The sequence below is a fragment of the Paenibacillus sp. FSL F4-0087 genome (genome assembly GCF_038020215.1).
Classification (GTDB): domain Bacteria; phylum Bacillota; class Bacilli; order Paenibacillales; family Paenibacillaceae; genus Paenibacillus; species Paenibacillus taichungensis.
This window is the reverse complement of record NZ_JBBODJ010000001.1, coordinates 1,238,160-1,263,264: the sequence shown is the minus strand read 5'-3', so window position 1 is coordinate 1,263,264 and position 25,105 is coordinate 1,238,160. Positions and strand designations below refer to the sequence as shown.

Here is a 25,105-nt window from a genome sequence, read left to right as displayed (position 1 = left end):
AGCTGCAGTACCCTCATGTTTTTTTATGCCATCTCGCGAAGTTTCCAGAATATTGATTTTGTTTTTCGAGGCTGGGGTGTTCAGAGCGATCCGTCTTTAATCATATGTTTGTTCCTGATCGCTTTTTTATTTGTGTTTAGGAACCGATTCCCACTGCCTCCGGAGAGCAGATATGTGAAGATGAAGAATTGGATGTCGGTCAGATTAACGAAGGATGTACAAATATTGCTTTATTTTGTCATCGGTTTAGCGTTGTTCTATGGAACGATTCTTGTCATGCAGGGGAACGGCATACGGATGAGCCAACATGAGTGGATCAACGACTTTGTCATGTATTTATCTGCATTCCTGTTATCATCCTTGCTGCTCTGTTTTGCTGGGGAGTATGGTAGGGCGGGAATTCGGTTGATCTCAGATCGAGCCGCGCTTTGTCAGACTCTCAATGAATTATGGTTACGCACGACGATTCATATGATACGGGATGAACTGAAACATGGGACCCCACCTGGAAATAGGATCATCAAAACCCTCATCGTTTGTTTTGTATCTCAATTCGTATTGCTGATCATTGCGTTCATGGTAGAGGTATTTAGGTTTCCAATCCTACTGCTGATCTTGGCGTGCAGTGTGATTATCCTGGGTCAGATCGTACGAATCATTCATGGTTTACAAGGTGTAACACAAGCTGCTTCGGCCATGGCTTTAGGACGTATGGACGTTCAGCTTCCTCAGCAGACAAACGGTATGCTTGACCAACTGACGATGCATATGAACGATATGAAGCAAGGAATTCAGAGTACCGTCGAAAAAAGAGTAAAAAGTGAGCGAATGAAGTCGGAACTGATTACCAATGTCTCACATGATTTAAAAACGCCGCTGACCTCGCTGGTGAGCTATGTGGATTTATTAAAACGTAATGAAGGGACTGCTGAGGAAAAGGCAGAATATATTGAGGTGCTGCAACGCAAGACGAAGCGGCTGAGTGTACTTGTTGAAGATTTATTTGAGGCGGCTAAGATGGCCAGTGGGGATGTGGAGCTTCATCTGGAGCAGGTTGATGTTGCGGCCTTATTACATCAGGCTTTGGCGGAATATAGTGAGTCTATCATACAGTCTGGTTTGATTTTCAGAGTAAGTAGCAGGGATAGTCCGATGTACGCTCACTTGGATGGAAAACGTACATGGCGTGTATTCGAGAATTTGCTTGGTAATGTCATTAAATACGGAATGAAGAATTCAAGGGTATTTATTGATTTATCAGAAGATGATGTGTATGTGATATTGTGTATCAAAAACGTTTCTACATATGAAATGCAGTTTGCTGCAGATGAAATTTTTGAACGTTTCAAGCGGGGCGACCATTCCCGGAGCGAAGAAGGATCAGGGCTGGGTTTATCCATTGCGAAAAGTATTGTTGAGCTGCATGGAGGAAGAGTTAACATCGAAATTGATGGCGATCTGTTTAAAGTGACGGTCCATTTTCCAAAATGACTCAGCAGAAGCAATAAAATAAGCGTTATGACCGACTTTTCTATGCGTTCGTATGAAAGATGCAAGGCTTCCAAGAAAGTCACTTCAGATATGTTGACTTGGAATATTAATCATGATAAATTTAGGTTATTCAAGATTATTATTCCCTGATAGCTCAGTTGGTAGAGCACTCGACTGTTAATCGAGTTGTCACAGGTTCGAGCCCTGTTCGGGGAGCCATTCTTGGAGAGATACCCAAGTGGCTATAAGGGGACCCTCTGCTAAGGGGTTAGACTGCGTAAGCGGTGCGAGGGTTCGAATCCCTCTCTCTCCGTTCTGATTTACTTCTCTGTATAAGGGATGAGAACCCTAAAGGTTCGTTGAAGCATACGCTTCGTAAGCAATACATCGCAGTCTCGAATGAAGTGAGAGTATGCCTCTCTCTCCGTTCTGAATAAACCAAACATAATCCCCCTCCTCAGTAACCTTTAACGGATACTGAGGAGGGGGATTTTTGATGTATAGTCATTTTGACAATGTACAAGAAAGAATGCCTGGTTGCCACGCTATAATGAAATACCCAATACCTCGTACAAACCCTTCTTGCCAGCTTCCGTGACTTCCACCGAACGGCTGCCTGCCTTCTGGCGGGTCCAGTCCAGCTCAGACAAACGGCGTCCCAGTTCGTCTCCCAGTACACCGGAAATATGATGACGACGCTCACTCCAGTCCAGACATTTGCGAGCCACAGCGCGGCGTGATCCTGCTTTTCCTTCAAGCATAATGCCAAAAGAAGTGAACCATTCAATCCCTTTCTCTGTAATGTGGTAATCCTTGCCCTGCTCATCCTCAGGTTCTTCGAGATAACCTTCCCGCAATAAAGCTTCACACAGCGCTATCCCTAATTTTCCAGCCAGATGCCCATAACAGGTTCGAGCAAAGCTTAGATGTTGAAGCTGGTTAGACTGTTTGAGAGATCTCACTTGTACTGGTGCGGCGATACTACCCATCGTCTCAATCAGAAAAGCAACCTCTTTTCCTGCGAGACGATAGTATCGATGTCGTCCTTGCTGTTCAACGACGAGCAGCCCGCCTTCGACCAGCTTGGCGAGATGACTGCTTGCTGTTTGAGGAGTAACACCCGCCATATATGCAAGTTCGCCGGCAGGAAGTGCACGACCATCCAACAAAGCTTCCAAAAAAATAGCACGACTGGGATCAGCAATTAACGATGCAATTACAGAAATATTCGGATATGTATTCATACTTCGATGATACCTTAACTATTGGTGTATTACAATTAATCATGCATGAATTAGAACCCAAGAGATGGAAGGGACGGGTTGAAGAATGGAGGAAGAAGCATTGTATACCAATGATAGAACGCAAAAAGAGTTTGAACCTGTGAAGCATCGGGACTTGAACAGAGAGCTGATACAGCACGAGGTGATAAATCCAAGTATTTTGTACTATGGCACACCTGTATTGCTGCTGAGTACGTTAAATGAAGATGGAACGACAAACCTGTCGCCGCTTTCATCATCCTGGGCACTTGGTGACTGCCTGGTACTTGGAGTTGGTACTCAGGGCAAAGCCTTTGAGAACCTGAGCCGCCATCCCGAATGTGTGATTAATCTGCCGGATGCATCCTTGTGGGAGCAGGTTGAGGGACTCGGGCGTTATACCGGAATATATCCCGTTCCAGAGGAGAAAAGGATGATGGGATTTGAGTTTTGCGATGATAAATTTGCCGTCTCTGGACTGACACCCCAAGGTTCAATTCAAGTTGAGCCGGATAAAATAGCGGAGTGTCCGCTCCAGATTGAAGCCGCGGTAAAACAGATTCGTATCCCCGAACATACACCTTTCATGGCGATTGTGGAAGTAAAGGCGTTGAAGGTACATGTACATACCCGCCTGATCTCAGGTTTGAACAAGATTAACCCGGAGAAGTGGAATCCTTTAATTTATAATTTCCGACATTATTATGGACTTGGAGAAAGGCATGGGGAGAGTTTTCGGGCAGAGAAGTGAAGTAAATGGCCTGTATAGCATAGAAACGAATAAGTAATCCAGAATATATGGAGTGGTGCCGGTTGGGGCGCCGCTTCTTTCTATCTATATTGAGGCTCCATTGAGATTTCATGTGGGCAATCAAATAATTCGGTTATTTTATTAGGCAGGGATTGGGTAAATAGTAAAGAAAGATACATGTAAGCATATACATAAGAGAGGTGATGAACATGGAAATGGAATACTTAATGCGTGTACTCATAGCTGGCATATGCGGCGTGTTGATCGGATATGAGCGCAAGAACCGAATGAAGGAAGCGGGGATACGTACACACTTTGTTGTTGCGGTGGGTGCAGCATTGATGATGATTGTTTCCAAGTATGGCTTTCAGGATCAGGCAGACTGGGCGAATCTCTCGCTTGACCCATCCAGGATTGCCGCACAGGTGGTCAGTGGGGTTGGCTTCATTGGAGCCGGAATGATCTTTACACAACGCCACACGGTCCGGGGATTGACGACAGCGGCGGGAATCTGGGCGACTGCAGGAATGGGACTGGCTGTGGGTTCGGGATTGTATTGGACTGGGGCTGGGGTAACGCTGCTTATTGTAGTGGCACAGATGCTGCTGCATCGGCCGACACGCTGGTTGGTGTCCGCGAGAACAGAGACGCTGACCATTCGACTGCTAAAGGAAGGGGATACCCTCAAAACCGTTTTGGCTCTGCTGGGACAGGAGAAAATCTCGGTGGTCGGATTCAAAACGGAACAGCAAATAAGCACAGACTCCGGAGAGGAGACTGTACTTGAATTCACTCTGCAACTGCCTGGATCATATCGGGCCGAGCAATTAATTGTTTTATTGCAGGATGTGCCTCACGTTCGATCCGTTGATATGAGGTGAGCCTTGGCTATTGTTAGGTCGCTATGCCGAATCATCATGACAATCAGTTACTGACCGCCTTCAACGACGGTCTCCGGCCGGGAAACGGGCTTTCCTTCAAGAACACACTGAATGGCATGTGCGACACCATGCTCCACATTGGTCAAAGAGATAGCCTTGGCAAGCGCCTTAATCTCCGGTTCAGCATTGCCCATGGCAATACCGAGTCCTGCCATTTTCAGCATGGATACATCGTTGAAGTTATCACCAATGGCTGCTGTATCTTCCATGGAGATGTTCAGATGAGCAGCCAGTTTGCTTAAGGCGTTACCTTTGGATACATCAGGATGCTGCATTTCGAAGTTGTGTTCAGAGGATACCACCATGGCTACATCGGACCGAGAAGCAAAGTATTCGCGTCCCTGCTGCAATTGAGCCGGATCCAATGAAAAGGCCATAATATTGTAAATGTAAGCTTCGGAAGGGATTGCCTGATGGGAGTTTACGCGGTGATAGTCTTTCTTGTCATAGTGCTTCTTAACAGCTCGAATAAGGCGTTCAATATCCTCCCCGGGACTCGAACCCAGGATGCGATCCATTTCAGCGAGCATCGCCTCATGGCTGCTTATAGGGGCATATATACCCTGTTGTGTGGAGGCCTCGTAGTAGCAATGATGATCTTCCAGCCACTGCATGACGGATGCGGCCGTTTCACGCTCGAGTGGAAGATGGAATAGGCGTTCGCCGTTGGCATCATGGATGGTAGCTCCGTTGGAGCCGATAACTGGCGTGTTAATTCCACCCTCGCTGCTTATACTTAATACGTCGGAATAGACCCGTCCTGTAGCGATCGTAATCTTTAATCCTTCTTGTTGCGCCTTATGGATTGCAGCTGCGTTTTCCGGGCTGATCTGACTGTCTCTGTTCAACAGGGTTCCATCTAAATCGGTAGCAAATAATTTCATATGTTACAACTCCTTTTCAATTGTAGGTTCAGGAATGAGAATCTCGACTTGTTGTTCGGCTAGAAAAGTCCGCCAATCTTGGGAAGGCCATTGATCTGTGATTAACATGTCAACGAGTGACCAGTCTGCAAAACGATAACCATAACGCTTATCAAACTTGGAATGGTCAGCGAGTACAATAACCTGTTTTGCAGCCTGCATCATTTTGTGCTTGATCTTTCCTTCTTCTTCGGAGGCACTGAAGCCGTCCATCGTAATTCCGCCAATGCCGATAAAGGCTTTGTCTACATAGTAATGGGAAAGAGTTTCTATCACTGAAGTACCGTAGACATAACGTTGCTCCTTATCGACTTTTCCGCCCAGCAAACGAATCTCGACAGCGGTATGATTGGAGAGAAGATCAGCTGAATAAATGGAATTGGTGATGACAGTACAGAACTTGCCATTTAGATTTTCGGCACAAGTCTGCACTGTAGTGGAAGAATCCAGAATAATGTGTTCACCTTGGCGGACGATAGCAGCCGCTAGCTTGCCAATAGCTCTTTTTTCGTCGGAAATGTGGAGCAAACGATCTTTATAAGATCGGCGCTCATCTGGTGGAACGGGGAGAATTGCACCGCCGCGCGTTCGGATAATGGCATCCTGTTCTTCGAGTTTGATCAGATCCCTTCGTGCTGTGTCCCGGGAAACGTCAAAGAGGGATACAATATCATCAGCCGAGATGCGATTGTGTTTACGCAAATGTTCAATAATCAGCTGCATTCGTTCTTCCTGAAACAAAAGTGCCGCCTCCTTATACGTAGCTGACCGTGTATATTACTGATAGGTTAATTATAAGTACTAATAATGATATTTGCAATATTATAAGTGAATGTAAGTGTATTTAAGTTTTTTGATACTAATTTTACAAATTGCGATGATTACGGTGATAAATTTGTGAAAGACATTTCAGGCGTGAACATGCTCTTGACCTCATGGAAAAGGGTGAAAAGGAGTGCATAAAAAAAGTTTGAAAAAAGTGTTGCACATTTAAGTTGGCCTATGATATACTCATTCTTGTCGCCAAGAAAGACAACTTGTTTACAAGGCCCGTTGGTCAAGGGGTTAAGACACCTCCCTTTCACGGAGGTAACAGGGGTTCGAATCCCCTACGGGTCATTATCTTCACCACCTCAGGGATATACAATCCTGATGAGGAATCCTCAAAAAGTCATAGCTCCTATACAAAAGAGTTACGCATGGCACATCCGGTGAAGTTACAGCAAGAGCCATTAGCTCAGTTGGTAGAGCACCTGACTTTTAATCAGGGTGTCGAAGGTTCGAGCCCTTCATGGCTCACCATTTTTACAATTGAATATGCGGTCGTGGTGGAATGGCAGACACGCTATCTTGAGGGGGTAGTGGGTGTATACCCGTGGAGGTTCGAGTCCTCTCGACCGCATCATAATTTACGATTAAGCTCTTCCTAACGGAAGGGCTTTTTATTTTTGATTTGTGAGTATGATTCGGCTTTGTTCGATGGATAAGCGAGCTGAACGAGTAGTTGAATTTGAAGCGCGTGAGGCGCTTGGTATCTTCGAGGAGCCTTTCGATAGTTGATAATGATTCTCAACAATGCTACGATCAACTGTATAGGTTTGCTAATGGACTTTGTTCATTACTTGAAGACGAGGTGTTTAATATGGAGCAGATTATTCGGTCGGATAATATACATGGGTACTTTGATAGCCTCTCCGATTATTTGACGGTGATTGGAACAGAAGAAGAGGGAGAACAACAGATCATCCTTCCGCCTCTTTTGGGCATGGGAAGCATTTCCCGCATGAAAATCAGACAAGGATTTGAAGTTGTCATCTCCGATATGACGTTGAAAGAGGATTGGAATCAGTATATCCACGAAAATCGGGTTTTTGAGATCAATTATTGTTTTAGTGGAGATGTGGATTGTATTTTTAAAGGCAACCGCTATTCAACCCAAGTACAATCCGGGAATATATATTCGATGGAGGATAGCGAAATTCATTTGTTCAAGAGAGCCAAACAGAGACATCAATTTCTCGAAATCAGATTTTCGCCCGAACAAGTCCTTCACTATTTTGAAAATGCCGAGGATTATCGAAGCGTAGAGAAGTGGTTGAAGAGTCAGAGGGGACAAATAAGCCCTTTGAAAAATTCTGTCACACTTAAACGCGCCGTGAACGAAATGTTACAATCGTCCTATCTGGGCGCATTGAAGAGATTGCATTTGGAATGCAAGATTATGGAAATCGTTTTACTCGTTTTGGAAAAGTACACGTGCGAGCATCGGTCAAATGTTGCTTCTTATATCAAAAAACCGGATGTAGAGAGGCTTTACGCTACCAAGCAAATCATTCAGGATCGACTCGAAAATCCGCTGTCTTTGAAAGAATTGGCCCGAGCCACGGAATTAAACGAGTTTAAGCTTAAAAAGGGGTTCAAAGCTCTTTTTGGTATGACCGTTTTTGAATATATTCGTGATCAGCGATTGGAAAAAGGCTTATTTCTAATGCAATATGAACAGTTAAACATTGGAGAGGCAGCGGCGGCGGTAGGTTATAGCAATCCGAGCAACTTTTCTGCGGCATTTTATAAAAAGTACGGTTGCAAACCGGGGCGTTATGTGCGCTCGAATCCAGGATGAAGTCCCGTGATCAGCTTCAATCGAAAAATTTCGAGGACAAATGCAATCAGGCATAGTTCTTGCCCGTGGCGGCAAATCTTACCTAAGCACGGACAAGGGCTGCAAGTGCCCAGGTTGTCTGTTCATTGTGGAGCAAGCAGAATCCAAAGATGAGACTTAAGGTGTGGCGTTTCCGGACCCGTTATACAGCGGGCTTGGAAGCGTCTTTGCTATTTTCAAAGAGAGAAGTGAAGGGTTAAAAAATACGTTCACAGCCGAAAATAATCCGCCTATAGGTGGAAGGTTGCCTTCGACAAAGATGATAATCATTATCATAGGATCGGTGCATGAAATCAACTGCTATCGACCAAAAAAATCAGAGGAGGCGTTAGGAATGACTAGCGGAACGAATTCATTTTTTGATGTAACAATTATCGGAGGTGGTCCAACTGGACTCTTTGCAGCTTTCTATGCAGGTATGAGGGATTTGAAAACAAAAATTATTGAGGCCGCCCCGTTTCTTGGTGGGAAGTTGCCCTATTATTCGGAGAAGTTTCTGTATGACGTCGGTGGAGTCGCGGCGATGACGGCCGGAGATTTAAAGTTGGAGCTGGAGAAGCAAGCACGTACATTTGAGCCGGACATTGTCTATTCCCAGTTGATTGAAAGAATGGAACGCCTGGAGGATGGAACCTTTCGTTTAACAAGCAACACTGGGGAAACGCACTTGACGCGTACGATTTTACTTGCGATTGGATTCGGTACGTTGGTTACTAACAAGCTGGAAGTGCCGAATGCAGAACGCTATGAAGGTCGTCATCTACATTATGGAGCTGACAGCGTGGAGCAGTTTCACGATAAGAGAGTGCTTATATCCGGGGGCGGCGATTCGGCTGTGGATTGGGCACTTGCCCTGGCTCCAATTGCGAAATTCGTTGGGATTGTCCACCGTAGAAATGAATTTCGCGCTCATGAGGGAAATGTTGTTCAACTTCTGAATACGGCAGCTCATATCATGACTTCTTCGCAGGTCAAGGAGATTCACGGAACTAATAATCGCATTAACATGGTGACGATAGAACAGCTTGACACGCAAGAGGATGTTGAGCTGGAAGTGGACGAAATCGTGGTTTGCCACGGCGCAAAACCGGATTTGGGTGAGATCAAGAATTGGGGGCTGAATATAGAACAGGAGCGCATTATTGTAGATGCCTGGATGAAAACTTCGATAGAGGGCATTTTTGCAGCGGGTGATGTCGTTGAGTATACGGGTAAAGTGCCGGGCTTGATTGCGGGAGGGTTTACGGAGGGACCGGCAGCTATTAATCAAATCAAAGCATATTTGAACCCTAGTCAAGAAGTAAAGCCGATCTGGTCTACGGAACATGACAAGCTCCTGTCGATTCACCACGGGTCTTAATCTAACTGTAAAGCCTTGCCAAGCTGAACGTTTTTCGAGCGATGTGAGCACTGTTGTCTCGCGCTGGGTATTGACTCTCATGGTTATCCATGGGGGTCTTTCTTTGTTTACAAATGATAGGATGAACGTATTCCTGGGATTAAAAGGCTGAGGATTCAGGAAGGTTGTGGTATAATTTAGGTACATGTATTGATTATTACGGTTGGAAGGCGGTTCTGTATGCAGTCGATCTATGAGCGAATTGAACACCTGATTGCCGAAAAAGGAATGACAAAGAAGGCTTTCTGCCAACAGCTGAAGATCAGCACGGGCAATCTGGGTGATTGGAAACGCGGTAAATCTATTCCGAGTACGAATAAACTAATTGAGATTGCTTCGTTTTTTGATGTGAGCCTTGACTGGCTCATGATTGGGCGTCCATCCAAGGAGGCGATGGTGCGGGAAAAACGGGAGGATTATTTTTTTGACGTGTTGCGGCAATTGAATTGCCAAGAAAGCGAATTATCGACTGTAGAACAGTCTTTTATCAGTGAATATATTGAATTTACCCGTTATCGCAAATCCAAGGAAAGCAGAGATTCAGGCGATTTTCGTTACAAGGGAGAAGATAAGCCCAAAGGAGACGAACTGTTGTAGTGCGAGTTAGTGAAAGCTACAACTTGACTGGATTATCTGGGTATATAAATAACCTCTGAACACATCCGAAACCCATCGGTGAGTTGTTCAGAGGTTTTTTCTTTGGGACTTATTGCAATATAAATATGTGATTCCGAAAGTTAGTCTGATGGAGTAACCCTTCACTTGCGGAATATGAGGTTAGGTTTACCCAAAAGATCGGAGCGAAGGGTGTTCCAGATCTGAAGGCATTGTTCTTGGAGTTCCCAGGCTGCCATTCCGAGCAAACGAACACCAATCCCGCCTGTGGTGAGCAAGCTGGCCCCGGCAAGCATGCGACCATCTGGGGGAAGGATGGACCGTACGGACTCCAATTGTGCTGCGCCCAATCCGGGGGCAATCATCCATAAAGCCGCAGAGTGAGTGTAGGCTAACAACGCTGCAGATGATGTTGGATCGTTCGATTCTGGTTCGAGTCCGAACCGATCCCATACGGCCAACTGCTCTCCTTGCCAGATTTCTGTCAGACTGCGATATCGCTTGAATTGAAAGGCTTCTCCCCGATGAATCCGTCCGGCTGACCAGATATCTGCATACACAAGTATTGCTTGTTCACCCAACTCGAAGGTCGTGGTGAGTGAGGATGAGCTACCTTTAAACGGGATAACGCATTCAGGGAAGTACTCCAGCACCGCTCCCTGCTCCAGCCGAAAGTGATGGTTCACAGATGACGGAACAGTAGGTGTGGGATGAAGCCTCGTGGCTGATGTGCTGCTTAGCATTAAATGAGTGTTCTGGCCCAATTGCCATTTGGATTGATAATGATCACCATTCAGCACGCCTGGAGAGACGTCTGAAGTATATACACATAATTCATCTCCGCCACCCGGAGGTCGAAAGGATCGACTGAACCGGAGAGGGGCGCTGTAATACCGATCGGTCATGACGGTGCGCCCGCCTTGGAGGGCAAAAGTGGCCCGAAGCTCGCTGCGGCGTATCACGGCCTCTCCGGTACTGCGGTTCAGTCCATATTCAACTCCATGTAAAGAGGAGGATGAATTAGTGGCTGTGAGTTGTTCCGTGCTCATGGGTGTGTGTATGCAGATGCGCAGCGGAAGCATCGTCATCCATATATTGATGTTCAAGCCAATGGACGATTTCGGATACCCCTTCACCACTCATCAGGTTCGACATCACATAAGGCCGTCCTTCGCGTACCCGTTCAGTATCATCCTTCATGACTTGCAGACTTGCGCCAACATAAGGGGCAAGGTCAGTCTTGTTAATGAGCAGGAGGTCAGAACGCGTAATACCCGGACCACCTTTGCGAGGCAGTTTTTCCCCCTGAGCTACATCAATAATGTAAATGAATACGTCCGCCAGTTCCGGGCTGAACGCAGCAGAGAGGTTGTCGCCGCCGCTTTCGATAAAGATCAGTTGCAGGTCCGGGAAGCGTTCAATCAAGTCATCAACGGCTTCAAAATTCATTGAAGCATCCTCGCGAATAGCTGTATGTGGGCATCCTCCTGTTTCTACACCGATAATACGTTCCGGTGCGAGCGCGTTCTGACGCAGCAAAATCTCGGCATCTTCCTTTGTGTAAATATCATTAGTAATAACGGCCAGGCTGTAGCGTGTACGTAATGCCTTGGACAGCTTCTCTACTAAGGCCGTTTTTCCTGAACCTACCGGCCCACCGATTCCGATTCGCATCGGGCGACTCCGATCAAATACCTTACGTTCCCACTCCGCATGATGCGTATGATTAGCTCCTCCACACATAACAAATTCCTCCTTGGTTTTGAATTAATGAAGTTAGGACATAAACAGACGGGCTGGCAGGCTCTCGTGCCGCATAGCGTAGATTTCCTGGGCAATACCGAAACTGTGCATGTCTTCCGGGTCGTTATCCCGGATTTGAGACCATTCAGAATCAATATCATTCAAAAGTTTTTGGATAAGCATCTGTGCTTCGGTTTGCCCGATGGGCAGAAGACGCAGAGCGCTATTAACATAAGCGTTAACAGAGGTATACAAATGTCCGGTGACAGCTTCGTCCATTCCGATTTCCAACTGATAATTGATGTAACCGTGAATCGTTGTAATGCCGCAAAAAGCACCATGTTCCTGTACGGCTTCATCGATTAGAGAAAAGTCCATCCATGGGTAAAGTGATCTCGCGAGTTTGAGTAATCGCTTCCCCATCTTGTGCCCGCTTTCCCGCAGTTCCCTGGGGGTTCGCTGAGCGTGTACACGTTTGTCGTAAAGGGCTAGAAGGGCGGCATCTTGTTGCTCAATGGCCTGGTAGACACCTTTGATGGCGAGACCATCGAGCCGTACGAGGCTGGAATGAAGCTGGCCACGAATGAATTGTTCGAGTTGGGCGATGGTCCGTATCCTGCCATCATGAGTGTATGCCTCCAGACCGAACGAGTGGGAGAACCCGCCAATGGGCAAGGCCGAATCCAGCAGTTGAACATAACGGAGTAATTTCGTGCCGCTGTGCATCATCATGCGTGGCCCCCTTTGTCAAAACATGAAATAGCGTTGTGCCATCGGTAATTCGTCTGCTGGCTCGCAGGTGAGAAGCTCGCCATCAGCCCGTACCTCGTAGGTTTCAGGATCAACTTCAATGATGGGTGTAACGTCGTTGTGAATCATGTCTTTTTTGCTCACCGATCGGCAGCCTTTGACGGGTTCCACGCGCTTGTTCAAGCCTAGCGCCTCTTTAATTCCGGCATCTGCTGCGGCTTGGGAGACAAAGGTGATCGAACCTTTGGCAAGTGCGCTGCCGTAGGCACCAAACATCGGTCTGCCGAATACGGGCTGAGGCGTAGGGATCGATGCGTTGGGGTCACCCATCTGAGCAAAGGTGATCATGCCGCCCTTAATGACCATCTCGGGCTTTACCCCGAAATAGGCCGGGTTCCAGACGATCAGGTCTGCGAGCTTGCCAACCTCTACGGAACCGACGAGATGGCCTATGCCATGAGCGATAGCCGGATTGATCGTATATTTGGCGACATACCTTTTGATCCGATCGTTATCGGAAGGGGAACCAGAGGTCAGTTCGAGCTTGCCTCGCTGTTTTTTCATCTTGTCTGCGGTTTGCCAGGTGCGAATAATGACTTCGCCAACCCGGCCCATCGCCTGTGAATCGGAACTGATGATGCTGAATACACCGAGATCATGCAAAATGTCTTCGGCCGCGATCGTTTCGGGACGAATACGCGAATCAGCAAAGGCAACGTCTTCAGGGATCGACGGGTCCAGATGGTGACAAACCATCAGCATATCGAGATGTTCTTCTACGGTATTGCGTGTGTAAGGACGTGTTGGGTTGGTTGAAGAGGGGATGACGTAAGACTCTCCGGCAGCGCGGATAATATCCGGCGCGTGTCCGCCGCCAGCACCTTCCGTATGATAGGTGTGAATTGTGCGTCCGTTAATGGCCGCCAGTGTATTTTCGAGAAATCCGGTCTCGTTCAGCGTATCGGTATGAATGGCTACCTGAACATCATGCTCTCCGGCTGCGGTTAGACAGGCATCGATAGCGCTTGGCGTTGTACCCCAATCTTCATGCAGCTTCAGTCCAATGACACCGGCTTCAATCTGTTCAATTAATGGAGCGGTGCTGGAACTGTTGCCTTTGCCGAGATAACCGATATTCATGGGAAATGCCTCTGCGGACTCCAGCATACGGTGGATATGCCAGGCTCCAGGTGTACAGGTGGTGGCTTTGGTTCCGGTTGCAGGTCCTGTGCCGCCGCCGATCATGGTTGTTACTCCTGAAGATAATGCCGTTTGAATCTGTTGTGGACAAATAAAATGAATATGGGTATCAATGCCTCCTGCGGTCACAATCATGCCTTCCCCGGCAATGATTTCGGTCGAAGCCCCAATAACTAACGCGGGATCAACTCCGTCCATCGTATCCGGGTTACCGGATTTGCCGATTGCGCAGATGAGGCCATCGCGAATACCGATATCTGCTTTTACAATTCCCCAATGATCAATGATGACCGCGTTGGTAATGACGGTATCAGGTGTGCCATCACTGCGAAGGGCTGATGTGGACTGACCCATCCCGTCACGAATAACCTTGCCGCCACCGAATTTGCTTTCATCCCCGTAAACTGCATAATCATGCTCAATCTCTGCCCATAGTTCCGTATCCGCCAGTCTGACAGCATCCCCGGTTGTTGGTCCGAACATGGACGCGTATTGTTCGCGGCTCATTCGTTTCATAGAGGTTCCCCTCCGTCCTGTACAGGGGGTGCGAATGTCTTCAGAAATGTTTCCAGTTTCTGTGGATCAGGTGGCTGATCTGCCGATCCTTCCGTTAATCCGTTAAATCCATAAATCTGACGTTTGCCGCCAAATGTGGTGAGTTCGACCGGTTTTTCTTCACCAGGTTCAAAACGAACAGCGGTGCCTGCCGGAATATGCAGGCGGTGTCCGAAAGCGGAAGTGCGATCAAAGTCCAGCGCAGCATTGACTTCATAGAAGTGAACGTGAGAACCAACCTGAACGGGACGGTCGCCGCGGTTCAGTACAATCAGACGCACGGTTAAGCGATCGGGATGACAGATGATCTCATCATCCTGTTTTAAGCGATATTCACCTGGAATCATGGAGTTCTCCTGCCTTTCTCAGCGTATAGGTTCATGGACAGTGACCAGTTTTGTTCCGTCAGGAAAAGTGGCCTCCACCTGTACCTCAGGAATCATATCAGGTACACCTTCCATGCAGTCTTCGCGTGTCAGGATCGTGCCGCCGTATCTCATCAACTCTGCAACACTCATGCCATCGCGTGCGCGTTCCATGAGCTCGGAGGTCAACAATGCGATAGCTTCGGGAACATTCAGTTTAAGTCCGCGTCCTCTGCGTTCACGGGCGAGGTTAGCGGCCACGGTAATCAGGAGTTTTTCTTTTTCCTGCTCAGTCCAGTGCAAGGTAATCCGACCTTTCCCTTAGATAGTCTATGTCGTCATGGATCATGTTATATGTTAAATATACTCACACAGGGTGGACCCTTTGTCAATATGGTTCCAATTATATTAGCAGCATGCATGAAACGAGTATGCATAAAATAAAATTGTGTAAGCATTATTGACACGGTGAGTGTAAGACTCCATAATTTGGATCAACGAACATTTCGGACATATATGACCTTAATGTTCGTCAATAGACTAAAAAAAGGGAGTGTAGGCTATTGAAGAAGAGGTCGGTCAAGTTATGGAGTGTTTTGCTCGGTGCAGTCATTGCGTTGACAGGATGTGTGGAAGGTGGCACGCCGCCTGAGGCGTCGGGTTCCGGTGGGGCGGGAGAGCCAGCTTCATCCGGAGATACGATTAAAGTAGGTGTGCTTCACTCCCTGAGTGGAACGATGGCAATCAGTGAAGTGTCCGTTAAAGATGCGGAGATGCTTGCCATTGAAGAAATCAACGCAGCGGGCGGAGTTCTGGGTAAACAGATCGAGCCTGTGGTCGAGGATGGCGCTTCCGATTGGCCAACATTCGCGGAGAAAGCCGGGAAGCTGCTGCAGCAGGATAAAGTAGCCGCTGTGTTTGGCGGATGGACCTCTGCGAGTAGGAAAGCGATGCTGCCAGTGTTTGAGCAGAACAAGGGTCTGTTGTTTTACCCGGTGCAATATGAAGGATTGGAATCATCACCAAACATTTTTTATACAGGAGCAACAACGAATCAGCAGATCGTTCCATCCGTAACCTGGTTGCTGGAGAACAGGGGCAAGAAGTTTTATCTGCTTGGTTCCGATTATGTTTTCCCGAAAACGGCCAACCAGGTCATCAAAGCCCAGCTGGCAGCTGAAGGTGGCGAAGTTGTAGGGGAAGAATATACACCGCTGGGACATACGGATTACAGTACAATTATCAGCAAAATCAAGGCTGCCAAGCCGGATATTGTATACAACACGCTGAACGGAGACAGCAATGTCGCCTTTTTCAAACAATTAAAGGATGCCGGGATCTCTTCCGAACAGTTGACAACTCTGTCAGTGAGTGTGGCGGAGGAAGAAATTCGGGGGATTGGTGCGGATGTACTGAAAGGGCATTTGGCCTCCTGGAACTATTATCAGACTACAGATACACCTGAAAATAAAACATTTGTAGAGAAATATAAAGAAAAATATGGAGCTGATCGGGTGACGGCCGATCCGATTGAAGCGGGATATGTTGCAGTTTATCTGTGGAAAGCAGCCGTGGAAAAAGCCGGATCAACCGATGTTGAAAAGGTGAAGGAGGCCGCCAAAGGTCTGGAATTCGATGCACCGGAAGGAAAAGTGACGGTGGACGGAGAGAACCAGCATATTTACAAAACGGTGCGGATTGGCGAAGTGCAGGAAGATGGACAGTTCAAGGAATTGTGGAACTCCGGCGCACCAGTCAAACCTGATCCGTATCTGAAAACGTACGAGTGGGGCGCTTCCCTCAGTACCAAATAGTATGGGTATCTCACTTCAGAGCTGCTGAATATCAGACGAGGGTGAGACAACACACCCTCATACAATATTACGGTAAAGCGTTGATGCGGAACGTTAATGATGTCTTCTATAAAATTAGATGTTCACAGCATGGGAGGGAAAAGTGATGGATATGTTTGTCCTGCAAATGTTCAATGGGTTAAGCATCAGTTCCATCCTGTTGCTGATTGCATTGGGACTCGCGGTTACATTTGGATTGATGAATGTCATTAACATGGCTCATGGTGAATTGATCATGATTGGCGCTTACGCTACATATGTGACGCAAAACTTGTTCATTTCGTATGCTCCGCAAGCGTGGTTCGATGTCTACTTTATTGTGGCTCTGCCTATCGCCTTTGGTGTGGCGGCTCTTATAGGCTGGTTGCTGGAAGTGGTGCTGATCAGGCATCTGTATGGGAGGCCGCTCGACAGTCTGCTTGCAACATGGGGCGTAGGCATGATGCTGCAACAATTGGCCCGAACGATATTTGGGGCACCAAATGTAGGGGTATCCAGTCCGGCTTGGCTCAACGGAGGTTTGACCATCGCGGACGGCATTGTGTTTCCATATAAACGTCTTTTCATTATCGCGCTGGTTGCGGTTGTACTGCTGTGCATGTATCTGTACATCTATCGGACTTCTTCCGGGAGACGGATGAGGGCCGTGATGCAGAATCGAAGCATGGCGGGCTGTCTTGGGATTTCCACCAGACGAGTGGATGGCATGACCTTTGCGATTGGTTCGGGCATTGCTGGCATCGCTGGGTGTGCGTTGACACTAATTGGTCCGATTGGCCCCTCGCTGGGCACGTATTATATCGTGGATGCGTTCATGGTGGTTGTATTGGGCGGTGTGGGGAAACTGGTGGGAACCGTGTGTGGTGCGCTTGGAATTGGCATGTTCAATACATTATTCGAAACGTATACCTCAGCTTCTATCGGCAAGGTGCTGGTATTTGTCTGTATTGTTGCTTTTCTGCAATGGAAGCCGCGCGGGCTCGTTGCCATACGGACTCGAAGTTTGGATTAATGCGAAGAAGGGGGTTATATGATGTCGGCACTTCTTAAGAAGGGTAGTCTGAAAATGAAGATCATCTGGGCAGTTGTCCTGATCATGATGTGTCTGGCTCCACTCATTTCCACGGAATTCCGACTTAGTCTGTTGGCGAAATTCCTTGCCCTGGCCATTCTGGCGATCGGTCTGGATTTGATCTGGGGATATGGAGGGGTGCTTAGTCTGGGGCATGGCGTTTTCTTCGGACTTGGCGGGTACGCCATGGCGATGTATCTGAAGCTGCAGGCGAGCGGTTCAACACTTCCTGACTTTATGGGATGGAGTGGTCTTAGCGGTCTGCCGTGGTTCTGGGAGCCGTTCAGGTCATTTCCGATGGCGCTATTGCTGGGGATTGCCCTTCCGGCATTGCTGGCCTTTGCCTTGGGGTGGTTCACGTTCCGTAACCGGATTACGGGTGTGTATTTTACAATCCTGACCCAAGCATTAGTCCTCATTACCGTAACGTTATTTGTGGGCAAACAGGAATGGACGGGAGGGACCAACGGTATAACGGGATATAACGCGATCTTTGGTTTTACCCTTCATTCGGCAGGGACAACGATTGCTCTTTACTATATAACGCTTGCCGTTCTGGTGCTCGCCTATCTGCTTTGTCGCCGGGTTGTGAACAGCAGGTTTGGTCAGGTGCTTGAAGCTGCGCGGGATGGGGAAAATCGGGTTCGTTTTCTTGGCTATGACCCGGCAGGCTTCAAAACACTGGCCTTCGCCCTTTCCGGAGCGCTTGCGGGAATCGCTGGTATGTTATTTGTACTCCAGGTAGGGATCATCTCACCTTCCATGATGGGGATCGTGCCATCGATTGAAATGGTGTTATGGGTCGCCTTGGGTGGTCGTGGAACGCTGATTGGTGCGGTAATCGGTGCTGTGGTGCTGAACGCAGCCAAAACGGGCATCAGTGAAGCTTATCCGGAAGGTTGGTTGTTTGTCATTGGTGGGCTCTTTGTAACAGTGGTCTTGTTCATGCCGAATGGGCTTGTTGGTGTATACCGTCATGTGGTGCGCTTGCTGAAACGGAGAGGAGAGGTTGTGCATGTTCCAGTCAGTCAGGAAAAACCAAAAGTCTACTGATGTTCCGGTAGTCCTGGTAGCTGAGGAAATAACGGTGGCATTTGGCGGTTTTGTTGCGGTCAAAGGCATGAATCTGAAGCTGCATGAACATGATCTGCATTTTCTGATCGGTCCCAACGGTGCGGGGAAAACAACGATGCTGGATGTGATTTGCGGCAAAACCAAGCCCTTGTCCGGTACAGTGAAGATGGCCGATGGTACGGATCTGACACGTCTGAAGGAGCACCAGATTGTTCGAAAAGGGGTAGGGCGCAAGTTCCAGGCTCCGTCCATCTTTGCTGGTCTGACCGTGCAGGAGAACCTGATGCTGGCTGCGGAGAATCGTCGTTCTCCTTTACAGGCTCTGGGTATTCAACGGTATTCAAAAATAAGTCCAGCCATGGAGCGGATTACGCTCCAGATTGGTCTGCAGGGCCGTGTGGACGCACGTGCAGGGGCGCTATCACATGGGGAAAAGCAGTGGCTTGAGATTGGCATGCTGCTCCTGCAGGAACCCCGTGTATTGCTGCTGGATGAACCGGCAGCGGGGATGACTGACGAGGAAACACACAAGACGGGCCGCCTACTGCAAGAGATTGCGCGAGAAAGGTCTGTTGTGGTAGTGGAGCATGATATGGAGTTTGTTCGTGAGTATGCAGCCAAAGTGACAGTGATGCATGAAGGCAAGCTTCTAAAAGAAGGTACGATGGCGGAAGTGCAGGAAGATCCGAGAGTGGCTGAAGTGTATCTGGGCAAAAGGAGGGATGACCATGCTGTCGCTGCAACGAATTGAGTCCGGCTACGGGGAGAGCAATGTGCTGCGCGGTGTAAATCTGGATGTTGAGCCAGGTCAGGTGGTATGCCTGATGGGGCGTAATGGTGTAGGGAAAACCACCTTGATGAAGACGTTGATGGGGCTTCTTAAAATGCGCAAAGGAAGTATTCAGTGGAAAGGTCAGGAATTATCCACCCACGATCCGGCCAAACGGGCCAGGTCGGGGATTGGATATGTGCCGCAGGGGCGAGAAATCTTCCCGCAGCTAACAGTAAAGGAAAATCTGCTGCTGGGTCTGGAGACAAGTGCAGCGAGTGTAAAGACGTTCCCAGAGGATGTGCTGGCGATGTTTCCGGTGCTTGCCACGATGTATGGTCGACAGGGTGGTGATCTAAGTGGTGGGCAGCAACAGCAGTTGGCATTTGCCCGCGCACTGGCTGCCCGGCCGGGATTATTGCTTCTAGATGAGCCGACAGAAGGCATCCAGCCTTCCATTGTAGAGGATATCCGGCAGGTCATTTTGCAAATTAAGGCAAAGGGTGAAATCTCCATCTTGCTGGTGGAGCAAAGTATTGATTTTGTGCGCGGTGCTGCAGATTATATCTATGTAATGGACAAAGGGGCAATTGCACTGCAAGGCACACCGCGAGAGCTGGATATGTCGCAGTTTGAGCATCATCTGTCTGTGTAGCTTAGGGTTCTTGGTGTAGGGTGAGTTCAGGAACGCTTGTCCAGAATGTTGGAGTACTTCGGATATAATCTACGGATGCAATCCGGGCAGATATCATGGGTAAATTCGGCATGAGTGTGTTTCTCCAAATAACTCTCAACAGAGTTCCAGCTGTCCTGTTCATCCTTGATCTGTTTGCAGACAGCGCAGATGGGAAGCAGTCCACGCAAAGTACGCACTTCAGACAGGGCCTTCTTCAATTGGCGTTCTGTCTGTTTCTGTTCGGTAACATCCGTGTGTGCAATCAATGCGAGATCAGACAGCAGGGATGGGTCGGCCTGAATCAATGGGGTGAGTTCCAGGCGGAACCACCGCTGTTCGTTGTGGACAGTTTGGACGGCGATGTCGTATGTATAACTGTCTTTAAAAGGTGCAGTGATACTTTTTAACTCCTGAACAATTTTCGCATTCTTTGTTTTCTCCTCGCGTAATGTCCACCCCTCTATAAGGTGAAGGTAATGAGGCGGTTCAGGTGCTGTTCTGGAGGAGCCTGTAACGCTTGGATTTGGAAGCAGCTGCCCGAGTCCGTGTTGCCAAGCGGTGTTGCAGCTTCGAATGATCCATTTGTGGTCGACGATGATGAGCTGGTGCTGGATGGACTGGAACGATAATCTCTCCAGATCGGATATTAAGTATCTCATGAAATGAGCTCCTCCTTGGCAGAAATTTTATCTTAAATCATCTGGTATTTCCAAAATGTCAGCGACCTGGTGCCTGAACCGGGTTGCTTTGCGTGTGCCGTGAATGAGATTGGACAGACGGTATGGCGGAATGCCATACTGTTCACAAAATGTCTTTTGGTCGACCTGGAGTTCGGTTAGTCGTCGTTTAATGGCCCATCCAAAAGGAGTCACAGGTTTCTTTTTGTTCAAAAGGGTTCACCCCTCGTTGGAATGTAGTGTTCAGCTGGTTATTCTTGGTGTAAAATATACAGATATGCGAGCTGTATGTTTTATTATATACGTATTTGCGTCATCTAACAATTAAAAAAGACGTAAAAAAGTGTATTTTAAGATATTAAATGGCGTAAATACGTTAAATAGACAAAATAAATGACATAAAAAACACGCCAGCAAGGAGGTTGCGGCGTGTTTTTTATATTTTTACAGTGTGAGGAGGCGGGTTATGAAGGGATGGGGACAGATTAGGCTCTGTAGGCGTGAAGCCCTGCTCCAAGCATGTGGAAGCTTGGGAACAACGTTTTCATGGACATTGAGGTTGGTTGTGCCGGTCCATCGGCAGCGGAGGCGCTGACGGTATGCCATTCATGCTCCAGATCTGCGGCCAGGCGAACCAGCAGGTCCTGGATTGTATCGGTATGAAGAGGAATCACTTTGGAGGCTTCGGTTATGCAGGCGCTCATGGCTGAATGCAGATAACCAAGGACCGCCTCCTCGACAGGGATTTCGAGGTGGTGGTTAATCCAGGCGTGAACGGTGGAGAGGCAGCCGACGGATTCATACTTAGCCAGGGTTTGTTCGAGATGGCTAAAATCAATCCAGGGGTGGAGTGCGTGAGCCAGCTTAATCAGTCGTTTGCCCATTGTGGAGGCGTGTTCTCTAAGATTGACTGGTGTCCGCTGGACATGGACGAGCTTGTCGATGAGGGCTGTACGCCATGCGTCATTATGATCTGCGGCAGTATATATGCCTTTAATCGCCATGCCTTCCAGACGCACGATGCTGGGGTGCAATTGACAGCGCATGAATGATTCGAGATCTTCGGCGTTACGAATGGTACCTTCAGCGATATGGGTATCCATTCCGAAGGAATGGGTGAAGCCTCCAACCTGGATAGAGGAATCAAGCAGTTTGACGTAATCGAGCAGCTTATTCCCACGGTTCACGATCTTTCGCCTCCTACGTTCGTTAAATGTTATATTAAATAACATTTATACTCCTTTTTAGTTCGTTTTATGTTCGTAAATCCGAATTATATGATATATATATTCACATAAATATCCGCTTTTTGTCAATAGTTTCTTGGTTTTTAAATATTTAATCTGTTTAATGTTATTTTATATAACTTTATGAGTTATGTTAAACTGAGGGGGGATAAAGGATGGCACTACAAATAAAGTAGAGTGATCGACCTAATCGGATATACAAACGAGATCAAATTTAATCATATGCACTTCGTAGGAGAAAATGACGAGATTATACGATTTATGGAAGGGAAAACGCAGTTAAAATGATATTTATAAAAATGCTTTACTTTTAAACATGAACCGGGTATAATCAATTCTGTTGCCGATTATTTACGACATGCGGTCGTGGTGGAATGGCAGACACGCTATCTTGAGGGGGTAGTGGGTGTATACCCGTGGAGGTTCGAGTCCTCTCGACCGCATCATAAGAACGATTAGGAAGAAGCTTCCCATATGGGGAGCTTCTTTTTTATGTTTTTTTACAGTAAAGATGAGTCCAGACAAAAAAAGGTCACCCGTTTCCCTGAATGCATGTTCATTCTGTCTTCAGGGGTCGGATGGCCTTCAGTTGTTATTTAAGCAATTCTTTGATGTCTGCTTCAATTTTATCGGGTGTTGTTTTGGGAGCATACCGTTTCAGAACACGTCCGTTCTGATCCACAAGGAATTTGGTGAAGTTCCATTTGATGGCTTTGGAGCCGAGTACACCCGGTGCTTCTTTGGTAAGATGCTGGAATAGAGGGTGAGCGCTTGAACCATTCACATCGATTTTCTCGAACATCGGGAAGCTGACACCATAGTTCATCTGACAGAACTCGGCAATATCATCAGAAGAGCCTTTTTCCTGTGCAAACTGGTTGCTTGGAAAACCAAGAACTTCAAACGGGGAGTCTTTAAACTTATCCTGAAGTTCTTGCAGACCTCTGAATTGAGGTGTGAGTCCGCATTGGCTTGCTGTATTCACGATAAGCAGTACTTTGTCACGATAGTTGGACATTTCAACTTCCTGACCGCGAAGGGTGTTTACTTTGTAGTCGTAGACTGACATGAAAATCGCCTCCATTTCATATTCTTCTTCCTTCTATTATATTGATTGCAATTAAATATTGCAAAATTAATATTGCTTTTTTAACTCAATTTGAGGCTGTCGTGTATGATCTGTGACTGATTTAATACCTAATTATCGCTAAAGAGAGAATTAGAGAGCTTTGATGAGATGGGTAGAGAATGGATGCGTTGTAAGCGCTATTATTGATGGGAAATGGCAAAAATCCGTCGATTCGGTGATCTGCGCAGACTTTACACCAATATGGCACGGGTGTATGATTCATATCGTAATTCCAATTTAAATTAAATTTTACATGAAAAACGAAACAAACGATAATATCGCTCTGATTATTGATTATAAAAGAACGATGTTTTAATCGCTGAGTTTCCATTCATTCATGGGTGGGAAACGGGGGAACCAACAGGATGAACTGTCCAGGACAGTGGGCATCCATGGGGTGAATTTTCCGGTGACAGCCGGAAATAGGGCGACTCTCGCGCCCGAATCCGTCAGCTAACCTCGTAAGCGTTAAAGGGAGAGGCAACAAGCCGTACGCTGGTTCATAGTGTCTTTTTGCTATGGATTATTGAAGAAGCGTCCGGGAGGCCTTGGTCCCCCACGCTTCTTTTTTGTTGTCTTTTCACGCCAAGGGAGGAACGAATGATGGATAAAGAGATGATCTTAGTGACTGCTCCAAATGAAGCAGGACGTAAATTTATCAAATTGCTGATGTACAAAAAAATGCCGTTTGCCGTTCTGACCAACAGTGCAGGGGAAGAGCGCAGGCTCCGGAGAATCGGTGTGGAGCATGTCATTCGCATGAACACGGCTGCAGCTCAGAAATGGTTTTTGCCGCAAGGTAGTGTCGGCAATGTTTTTATTTTTGAAAATAGCCTAAACCTGACCTGTCGATATTTGCAGATCTGCCGCTCCTGGACATCCAAGTCCTTGTGTGTCATTACGGAACAAAGCCACCCCAAAGGGATCTATCGGGGAATGGGAGCAGACCGTATTGTATATTCCTTGAATGGGGAAGTTGGGTTTCTGCTGAATGGCTAGTGGCTAGTACTATTCCTGTGATTGATCCAGTGTCAGCTGCCTGTTATAATTGAAATCATAAATAAACGGAAACTTGAGGAGACTCATGCATGTTGGTGGGTCTTCTTTTTTATGGTTTGGGAAATAGGGATAATTTCCTGTGGCTAACGAGGAGGAATAGGCGTGCCGGATGTACGTGGAATACAATGGTTGTTCTTTGATGTGGGGGATACGCTCGTGGACGAATGGGAGCCGGTAGATGATATTATCGGTCAGTTCGTTCGTGAAGCTTGTGCGCTTGGTTATCAGGTGGAGATGCAGACGGTGCGAGAACTATTTGCCGCCTCCTACCGAAATTACGAGCAATGGCCGATGAAATTGGCTATTCGTACCCTTATCAGCGACAAGGGGCACCGGGAACAGATACAGGAGAAGCTAAAGTTCCGCAAAGAGCTTGAGCGGCCCTTCGCGTCAGCCGACGCTGTTCTCCAGACGTTATCGCAACACTATAAGATTGGTATCATTGCCAATCAGAGCCCGGGGACGGAAAATCGGCTGGATAGCTACGGCTTGCGCAAGTATGTGGATGTGCTGGCCTGTTCGGCTGAAGAAGGAGTGTCCAAGCCTGATCCTGAATTGTATGCTGTAGCGTTGAAACAGGCGGGATGTAAACCCGAGGAAGCGGTCATGATCGGCGACAGGATTGATAATGATATTATTCCAGCTAAGAAGCTGGGTATGCATACGATCCGGATTTTGCAGGGTTATGGCAGGTTCCAGCCGGAGCTTGCGGATGCAGAGCCTCCAGACTGGACTGTTGAATCACTGGAGGAACTTCTTCCATTGTTAATGGTAACTCAAAGTTCAGACAACTAAATAAGAGCAAGCCGTATTTAAGATCTAATCGGTATGAATTAGATGGCTGCTCAAACATATAAAAGGCTGATCGTCTCAAGGGATACATGACTTGAGT

At 47.4% G+C, this 25,105-nt stretch carries 26 protein-coding genes, 6 tRNA genes, 1 pseudogene and 1 riboswitch; of the genes and pseudogenes, 20 read left to right on the top strand and 13 right to left on the bottom strand.

Features of this window, described 5'->3' with window-relative positions; translation table 11 throughout:
• Window positions 1-180 precede the first annotated feature (180 nt).
• From MHB84_RS06190 to MHB84_RS06180, 3 genes are all read left to right on the top strand, one after another.
• The gene (locus MHB84_RS06190; RefSeq protein WP_256716918.1) at window positions 181-1,491 is read left to right on the top strand and encodes a HAMP domain-containing sensor histidine kinase; all 1,311 of its coding nucleotides are present in this window, start codon (window positions 181-183) and stop codon (window positions 1,489-1,491) included.
• Window positions 1,492-1,634: 143 nt separating this feature from the next.
• Window positions 1,635-1,710 (top strand) — tRNA-Asn (locus MHB84_RS06185).
• Between the two features lie 5 nt (window positions 1,711-1,715).
• Window positions 1,716-1,804, top strand: a tRNA-Ser gene (locus MHB84_RS06180).
• 232 nt (window positions 1,805-2,036) lie between these two features.
• Here MHB84_RS06180 and MHB84_RS06175 read toward each other — a convergent pair.
• The gene (locus tag MHB84_RS06175) at window positions 2,037-2,735 is read right to left on the bottom strand and encodes an ArsR/SmtB family transcription factor (protein ID WP_076291694.1); all 699 of its coding nucleotides are present in this window, start codon (window positions 2,733-2,735) and stop codon (window positions 2,037-2,039) included.
• 166 nt (window positions 2,736-2,901) lie between these two features.
• Between MHB84_RS06175 and MHB84_RS06170 the strand changes: the two genes are divergently transcribed.
• Entirely contained in the window at window positions 2,902-3,504 is a 603-nt protein-coding gene (locus MHB84_RS06170; protein WP_433923677.1) for a flavin reductase family protein, read from the top strand.
• Between the two features lie 209 nt (window positions 3,505-3,713).
• On the top strand, window positions 3,714-4,385 hold the full coding sequence (locus MHB84_RS06165) for an MgtC/SapB family protein (protein WP_083679110.1): 672 nt from the start codon (window positions 3,714-3,716) through the stop codon (window positions 4,383-4,385).
• Window positions 4,386-4,432: 47 nt separating this feature from the next.
• Here the strand turns inward: MHB84_RS06165 and MHB84_RS06160 are convergent, their stop codons facing one another.
• Both MHB84_RS06160 and MHB84_RS06155 read right to left on the bottom strand, forming a co-directional pair.
• Entirely contained in the window at window positions 4,433-5,329 is an 897-nt protein-coding gene (locus tag MHB84_RS06160; protein WP_076291696.1) for a Cof-type HAD-IIB family hydrolase, read from the bottom strand.
• 3 nt (window positions 5,330-5,332) lie between these two features.
• The gene (locus MHB84_RS06155) at window positions 5,333-6,109 is read right to left on the bottom strand and encodes a DeoR/GlpR family DNA-binding transcription regulator (RefSeq protein ID WP_076291697.1); all 777 of its coding nucleotides are present in this window, start codon (window positions 6,107-6,109) and stop codon (window positions 5,333-5,335) included.
• A gap of 306 nt (window positions 6,110-6,415) precedes the next feature.
• Between MHB84_RS06155 and MHB84_RS06150 the strand changes: the two genes are divergently transcribed.
• The 6 genes from MHB84_RS06150 to MHB84_RS06125 all read left to right on the top strand — a co-directional run bounded on the left by MHB84_RS06150 (window position 6,416) and on the right by MHB84_RS06125 (window position 10,026).
• Window positions 6,416-6,487 (top strand) — tRNA-Glu (locus MHB84_RS06150).
• Between the two features lie 107 nt (window positions 6,488-6,594).
• Window positions 6,595-6,670, top strand: a tRNA-Lys gene (locus MHB84_RS06145).
• A gap of 17 nt (window positions 6,671-6,687) precedes the next feature.
• Window positions 6,688-6,770 (top strand) — tRNA-Leu (locus MHB84_RS06140).
• A gap of 102 nt (window positions 6,771-6,872) precedes the next feature.
• The gene (locus tag MHB84_RS06135; protein WP_143764831.1) at window positions 6,873-7,991 is read left to right on the top strand and encodes a helix-turn-helix domain-containing protein; all 1,119 of its coding nucleotides are present in this window, start codon (window positions 6,873-6,875) and stop codon (window positions 7,989-7,991) included.
• Window positions 7,992-8,364: 373 nt separating this feature from the next.
• On the top strand, window positions 8,365-9,390 hold the full coding sequence (locus tag MHB84_RS06130) for an NAD(P)/FAD-dependent oxidoreductase (RefSeq protein ID WP_076291700.1): 1,026 nt from the start codon (window positions 8,365-8,367) through the stop codon (window positions 9,388-9,390).
• Between the two features lie 219 nt (window positions 9,391-9,609).
• Window positions 9,610-10,026, top strand: coding sequence for a helix-turn-helix domain-containing protein (locus MHB84_RS06125; protein WP_076291701.1), 417 nt, complete (start codon window positions 9,610-9,612; stop codon window positions 10,024-10,026).
• A 161-nt stretch (window positions 10,027-10,187) separates the two neighbouring features.
• Here MHB84_RS06125 and MHB84_RS06120 read toward each other — a convergent pair whose 3' ends face one another.
• From MHB84_RS06120 to MHB84_RS06095, 6 genes are read right to left on the bottom strand one after another with little or no spacing between them, the layout of a single operon-like run.
• A complete protein-coding gene (locus MHB84_RS06120) occupies window positions 10,188-11,093 on the bottom strand; it encodes an urease accessory protein UreD (protein ID WP_179087227.1) in 906 nt (301 codons plus the stop codon).
• A complete protein-coding gene (gene ureG / locus MHB84_RS06115) occupies window positions 11,065-11,787 on the bottom strand; it encodes an urease accessory protein UreG (protein WP_076291703.1) in 723 nt (240 codons plus the stop codon). Before ureG ends, MHB84_RS06120 begins: the two co-directional genes overlap by 29 nt.
• A gap of 33 nt (window positions 11,788-11,820) precedes the next feature.
• Entirely contained in the window at window positions 11,821-12,516 is a 696-nt protein-coding gene (locus tag MHB84_RS06110; protein WP_175383729.1) for an urease accessory protein UreF, read from the bottom strand.
• An 18-nt stretch (window positions 12,517-12,534) separates the two neighbouring features.
• Entirely contained in the window at window positions 12,535-14,253 is a 1,719-nt protein-coding gene (ureC, locus tag MHB84_RS06105; RefSeq protein WP_076291705.1) for an urease subunit alpha, read from the bottom strand.
• Complete coding sequence (locus MHB84_RS06100; protein WP_076291706.1) at window positions 14,250-14,639, bottom strand: urease subunit beta; 390 nt, start codon at window positions 14,637-14,639, stop codon at window positions 14,250-14,252. Before MHB84_RS06100 ends, ureC begins: the two co-directional genes overlap by 4 nt.
• Window positions 14,640-14,657: 18 nt before the next feature.
• Window positions 14,658-14,960, bottom strand: a complete 303-nt coding sequence (locus MHB84_RS06095; RefSeq protein ID WP_076291707.1) for an urease subunit gamma — start codon at window positions 14,958-14,960, stop codon at window positions 14,658-14,660.
• Between the two features lie 260 nt (window positions 14,961-15,220).
• Here MHB84_RS06095 and urtA point away from each other — a divergent pair, with 260 nt between their 5' ends.
• The 5 genes from urtA (at window position 15,221) to urtE (ending at window position 20,080) form a co-directional block, all read left to right on the top strand.
• The gene (gene urtA, locus MHB84_RS06090; protein WP_076291708.1) at window positions 15,221-16,471 is read left to right on the top strand and encodes an urea ABC transporter substrate-binding protein; all 1,251 of its coding nucleotides are present in this window, start codon (window positions 15,221-15,223) and stop codon (window positions 16,469-16,471) included.
• Window positions 16,472-16,616: 145 nt separating this feature from the next.
• The gene (gene urtB / locus MHB84_RS06085; RefSeq protein ID WP_076291709.1) at window positions 16,617-17,522 is read left to right on the top strand and encodes an urea ABC transporter permease subunit UrtB; all 906 of its coding nucleotides are present in this window, start codon (window positions 16,617-16,619) and stop codon (window positions 17,520-17,522) included.
• A gap of 18 nt (window positions 17,523-17,540) precedes the next feature.
• The gene (gene urtC / locus MHB84_RS06080) at window positions 17,541-18,635 is read left to right on the top strand and encodes an urea ABC transporter permease subunit UrtC (protein WP_076291710.1); all 1,095 of its coding nucleotides are present in this window, start codon (window positions 17,541-17,543) and stop codon (window positions 18,633-18,635) included.
• Window positions 18,598-19,407: an urea ABC transporter ATP-binding protein UrtD gene (gene urtD / locus MHB84_RS06075; RefSeq protein ID WP_076291711.1), complete on the top strand. Its 810-nt coding sequence runs from the start codon at window positions 18,598-18,600 to the stop codon at window positions 19,405-19,407. Before urtC ends, urtD begins: the two co-directional genes overlap by 38 nt.
• Window positions 19,385-20,080, top strand: coding sequence for an urea ABC transporter ATP-binding subunit UrtE (gene urtE / locus MHB84_RS06070; RefSeq protein ID WP_076291712.1), 696 nt, complete (start codon window positions 19,385-19,387; stop codon window positions 20,078-20,080). The genes urtD and urtE overlap by 23 nt, the downstream gene beginning before the upstream one ends.
• A gap of 26 nt (window positions 20,081-20,106) precedes the next feature.
• Here urtE and MHB84_RS06065 read toward each other — a convergent pair whose 3' ends face one another.
• From MHB84_RS06065 to MHB84_RS06055, 3 genes are all read right to left on the bottom strand, one after another.
• A complete protein-coding gene (locus MHB84_RS06065) occupies window positions 20,107-20,760 on the bottom strand; it encodes a hypothetical protein (RefSeq protein WP_076291713.1) in 654 nt (217 codons plus the stop codon).
• Between the two features lie 27 nt (window positions 20,761-20,787).
• Window positions 20,788-20,991 carry a Rha family transcriptional regulator gene (locus tag MHB84_RS06060; RefSeq protein ID WP_076291714.1) on the bottom strand — a complete coding sequence of 68 codons (204 nt, stop codon included), beginning with the start codon at window positions 20,989-20,991 and terminating at the stop codon, window positions 20,788-20,790.
• Between the two features lie 272 nt (window positions 20,992-21,263).
• Window positions 21,264-21,965: an urease accessory protein UreF gene (locus tag MHB84_RS06055; RefSeq protein WP_076291715.1), complete on the bottom strand. Its 702-nt coding sequence runs from the start codon at window positions 21,963-21,965 to the stop codon at window positions 21,264-21,266.
• 420 nt (window positions 21,966-22,385) lie between these two features.
• Here MHB84_RS06055 and MHB84_RS06050 point away from each other — a divergent pair.
• Window positions 22,386-22,468: transfer RNA gene (locus MHB84_RS06050), tRNA-Leu, on the top strand.
• 105 nt (window positions 22,469-22,573) lie between these two features.
• Window positions 22,574-22,642: pseudogene (locus MHB84_RS31345) on the top strand (hypothetical protein); the annotation flags it as partial.
• Here the strand turns inward: MHB84_RS31345 and MHB84_RS06045 are convergent.
• Window positions 22,618-23,094, bottom strand: coding sequence for a glutathione peroxidase (locus MHB84_RS06045; protein ID WP_076291716.1), 477 nt, complete (start codon window positions 23,092-23,094; stop codon window positions 22,618-22,620). The pseudogene MHB84_RS31345 and the gene MHB84_RS06045 overlap by 25 nt on opposite strands.
• Window positions 23,095-23,461: 367 nt before the next feature.
• A riboswitch (cyclic di-AMP (ydaO/yuaA leader) is annotated at window positions 23,462-23,637 on the top strand.
• Between the two features lie 120 nt (window positions 23,638-23,757).
• On the opposite strand from MHB84_RS06045, the gene MHB84_RS06040 reads away from it, so the two are divergent.
• On the top strand, window positions 23,758-24,153 hold the full coding sequence (locus MHB84_RS06040) for a hypothetical protein (RefSeq protein WP_024629322.1): 396 nt from the start codon (window positions 23,758-23,760) through the stop codon (window positions 24,151-24,153).
• A 162-nt stretch (window positions 24,154-24,315) separates the two neighbouring features.
• A complete protein-coding gene (locus tag MHB84_RS06035; RefSeq protein WP_179087228.1) occupies window positions 24,316-25,008 on the top strand; it encodes an HAD-IA family hydrolase in 693 nt (230 codons plus the stop codon).
• Window positions 25,009-25,105 lie beyond the last annotated feature (97 nt).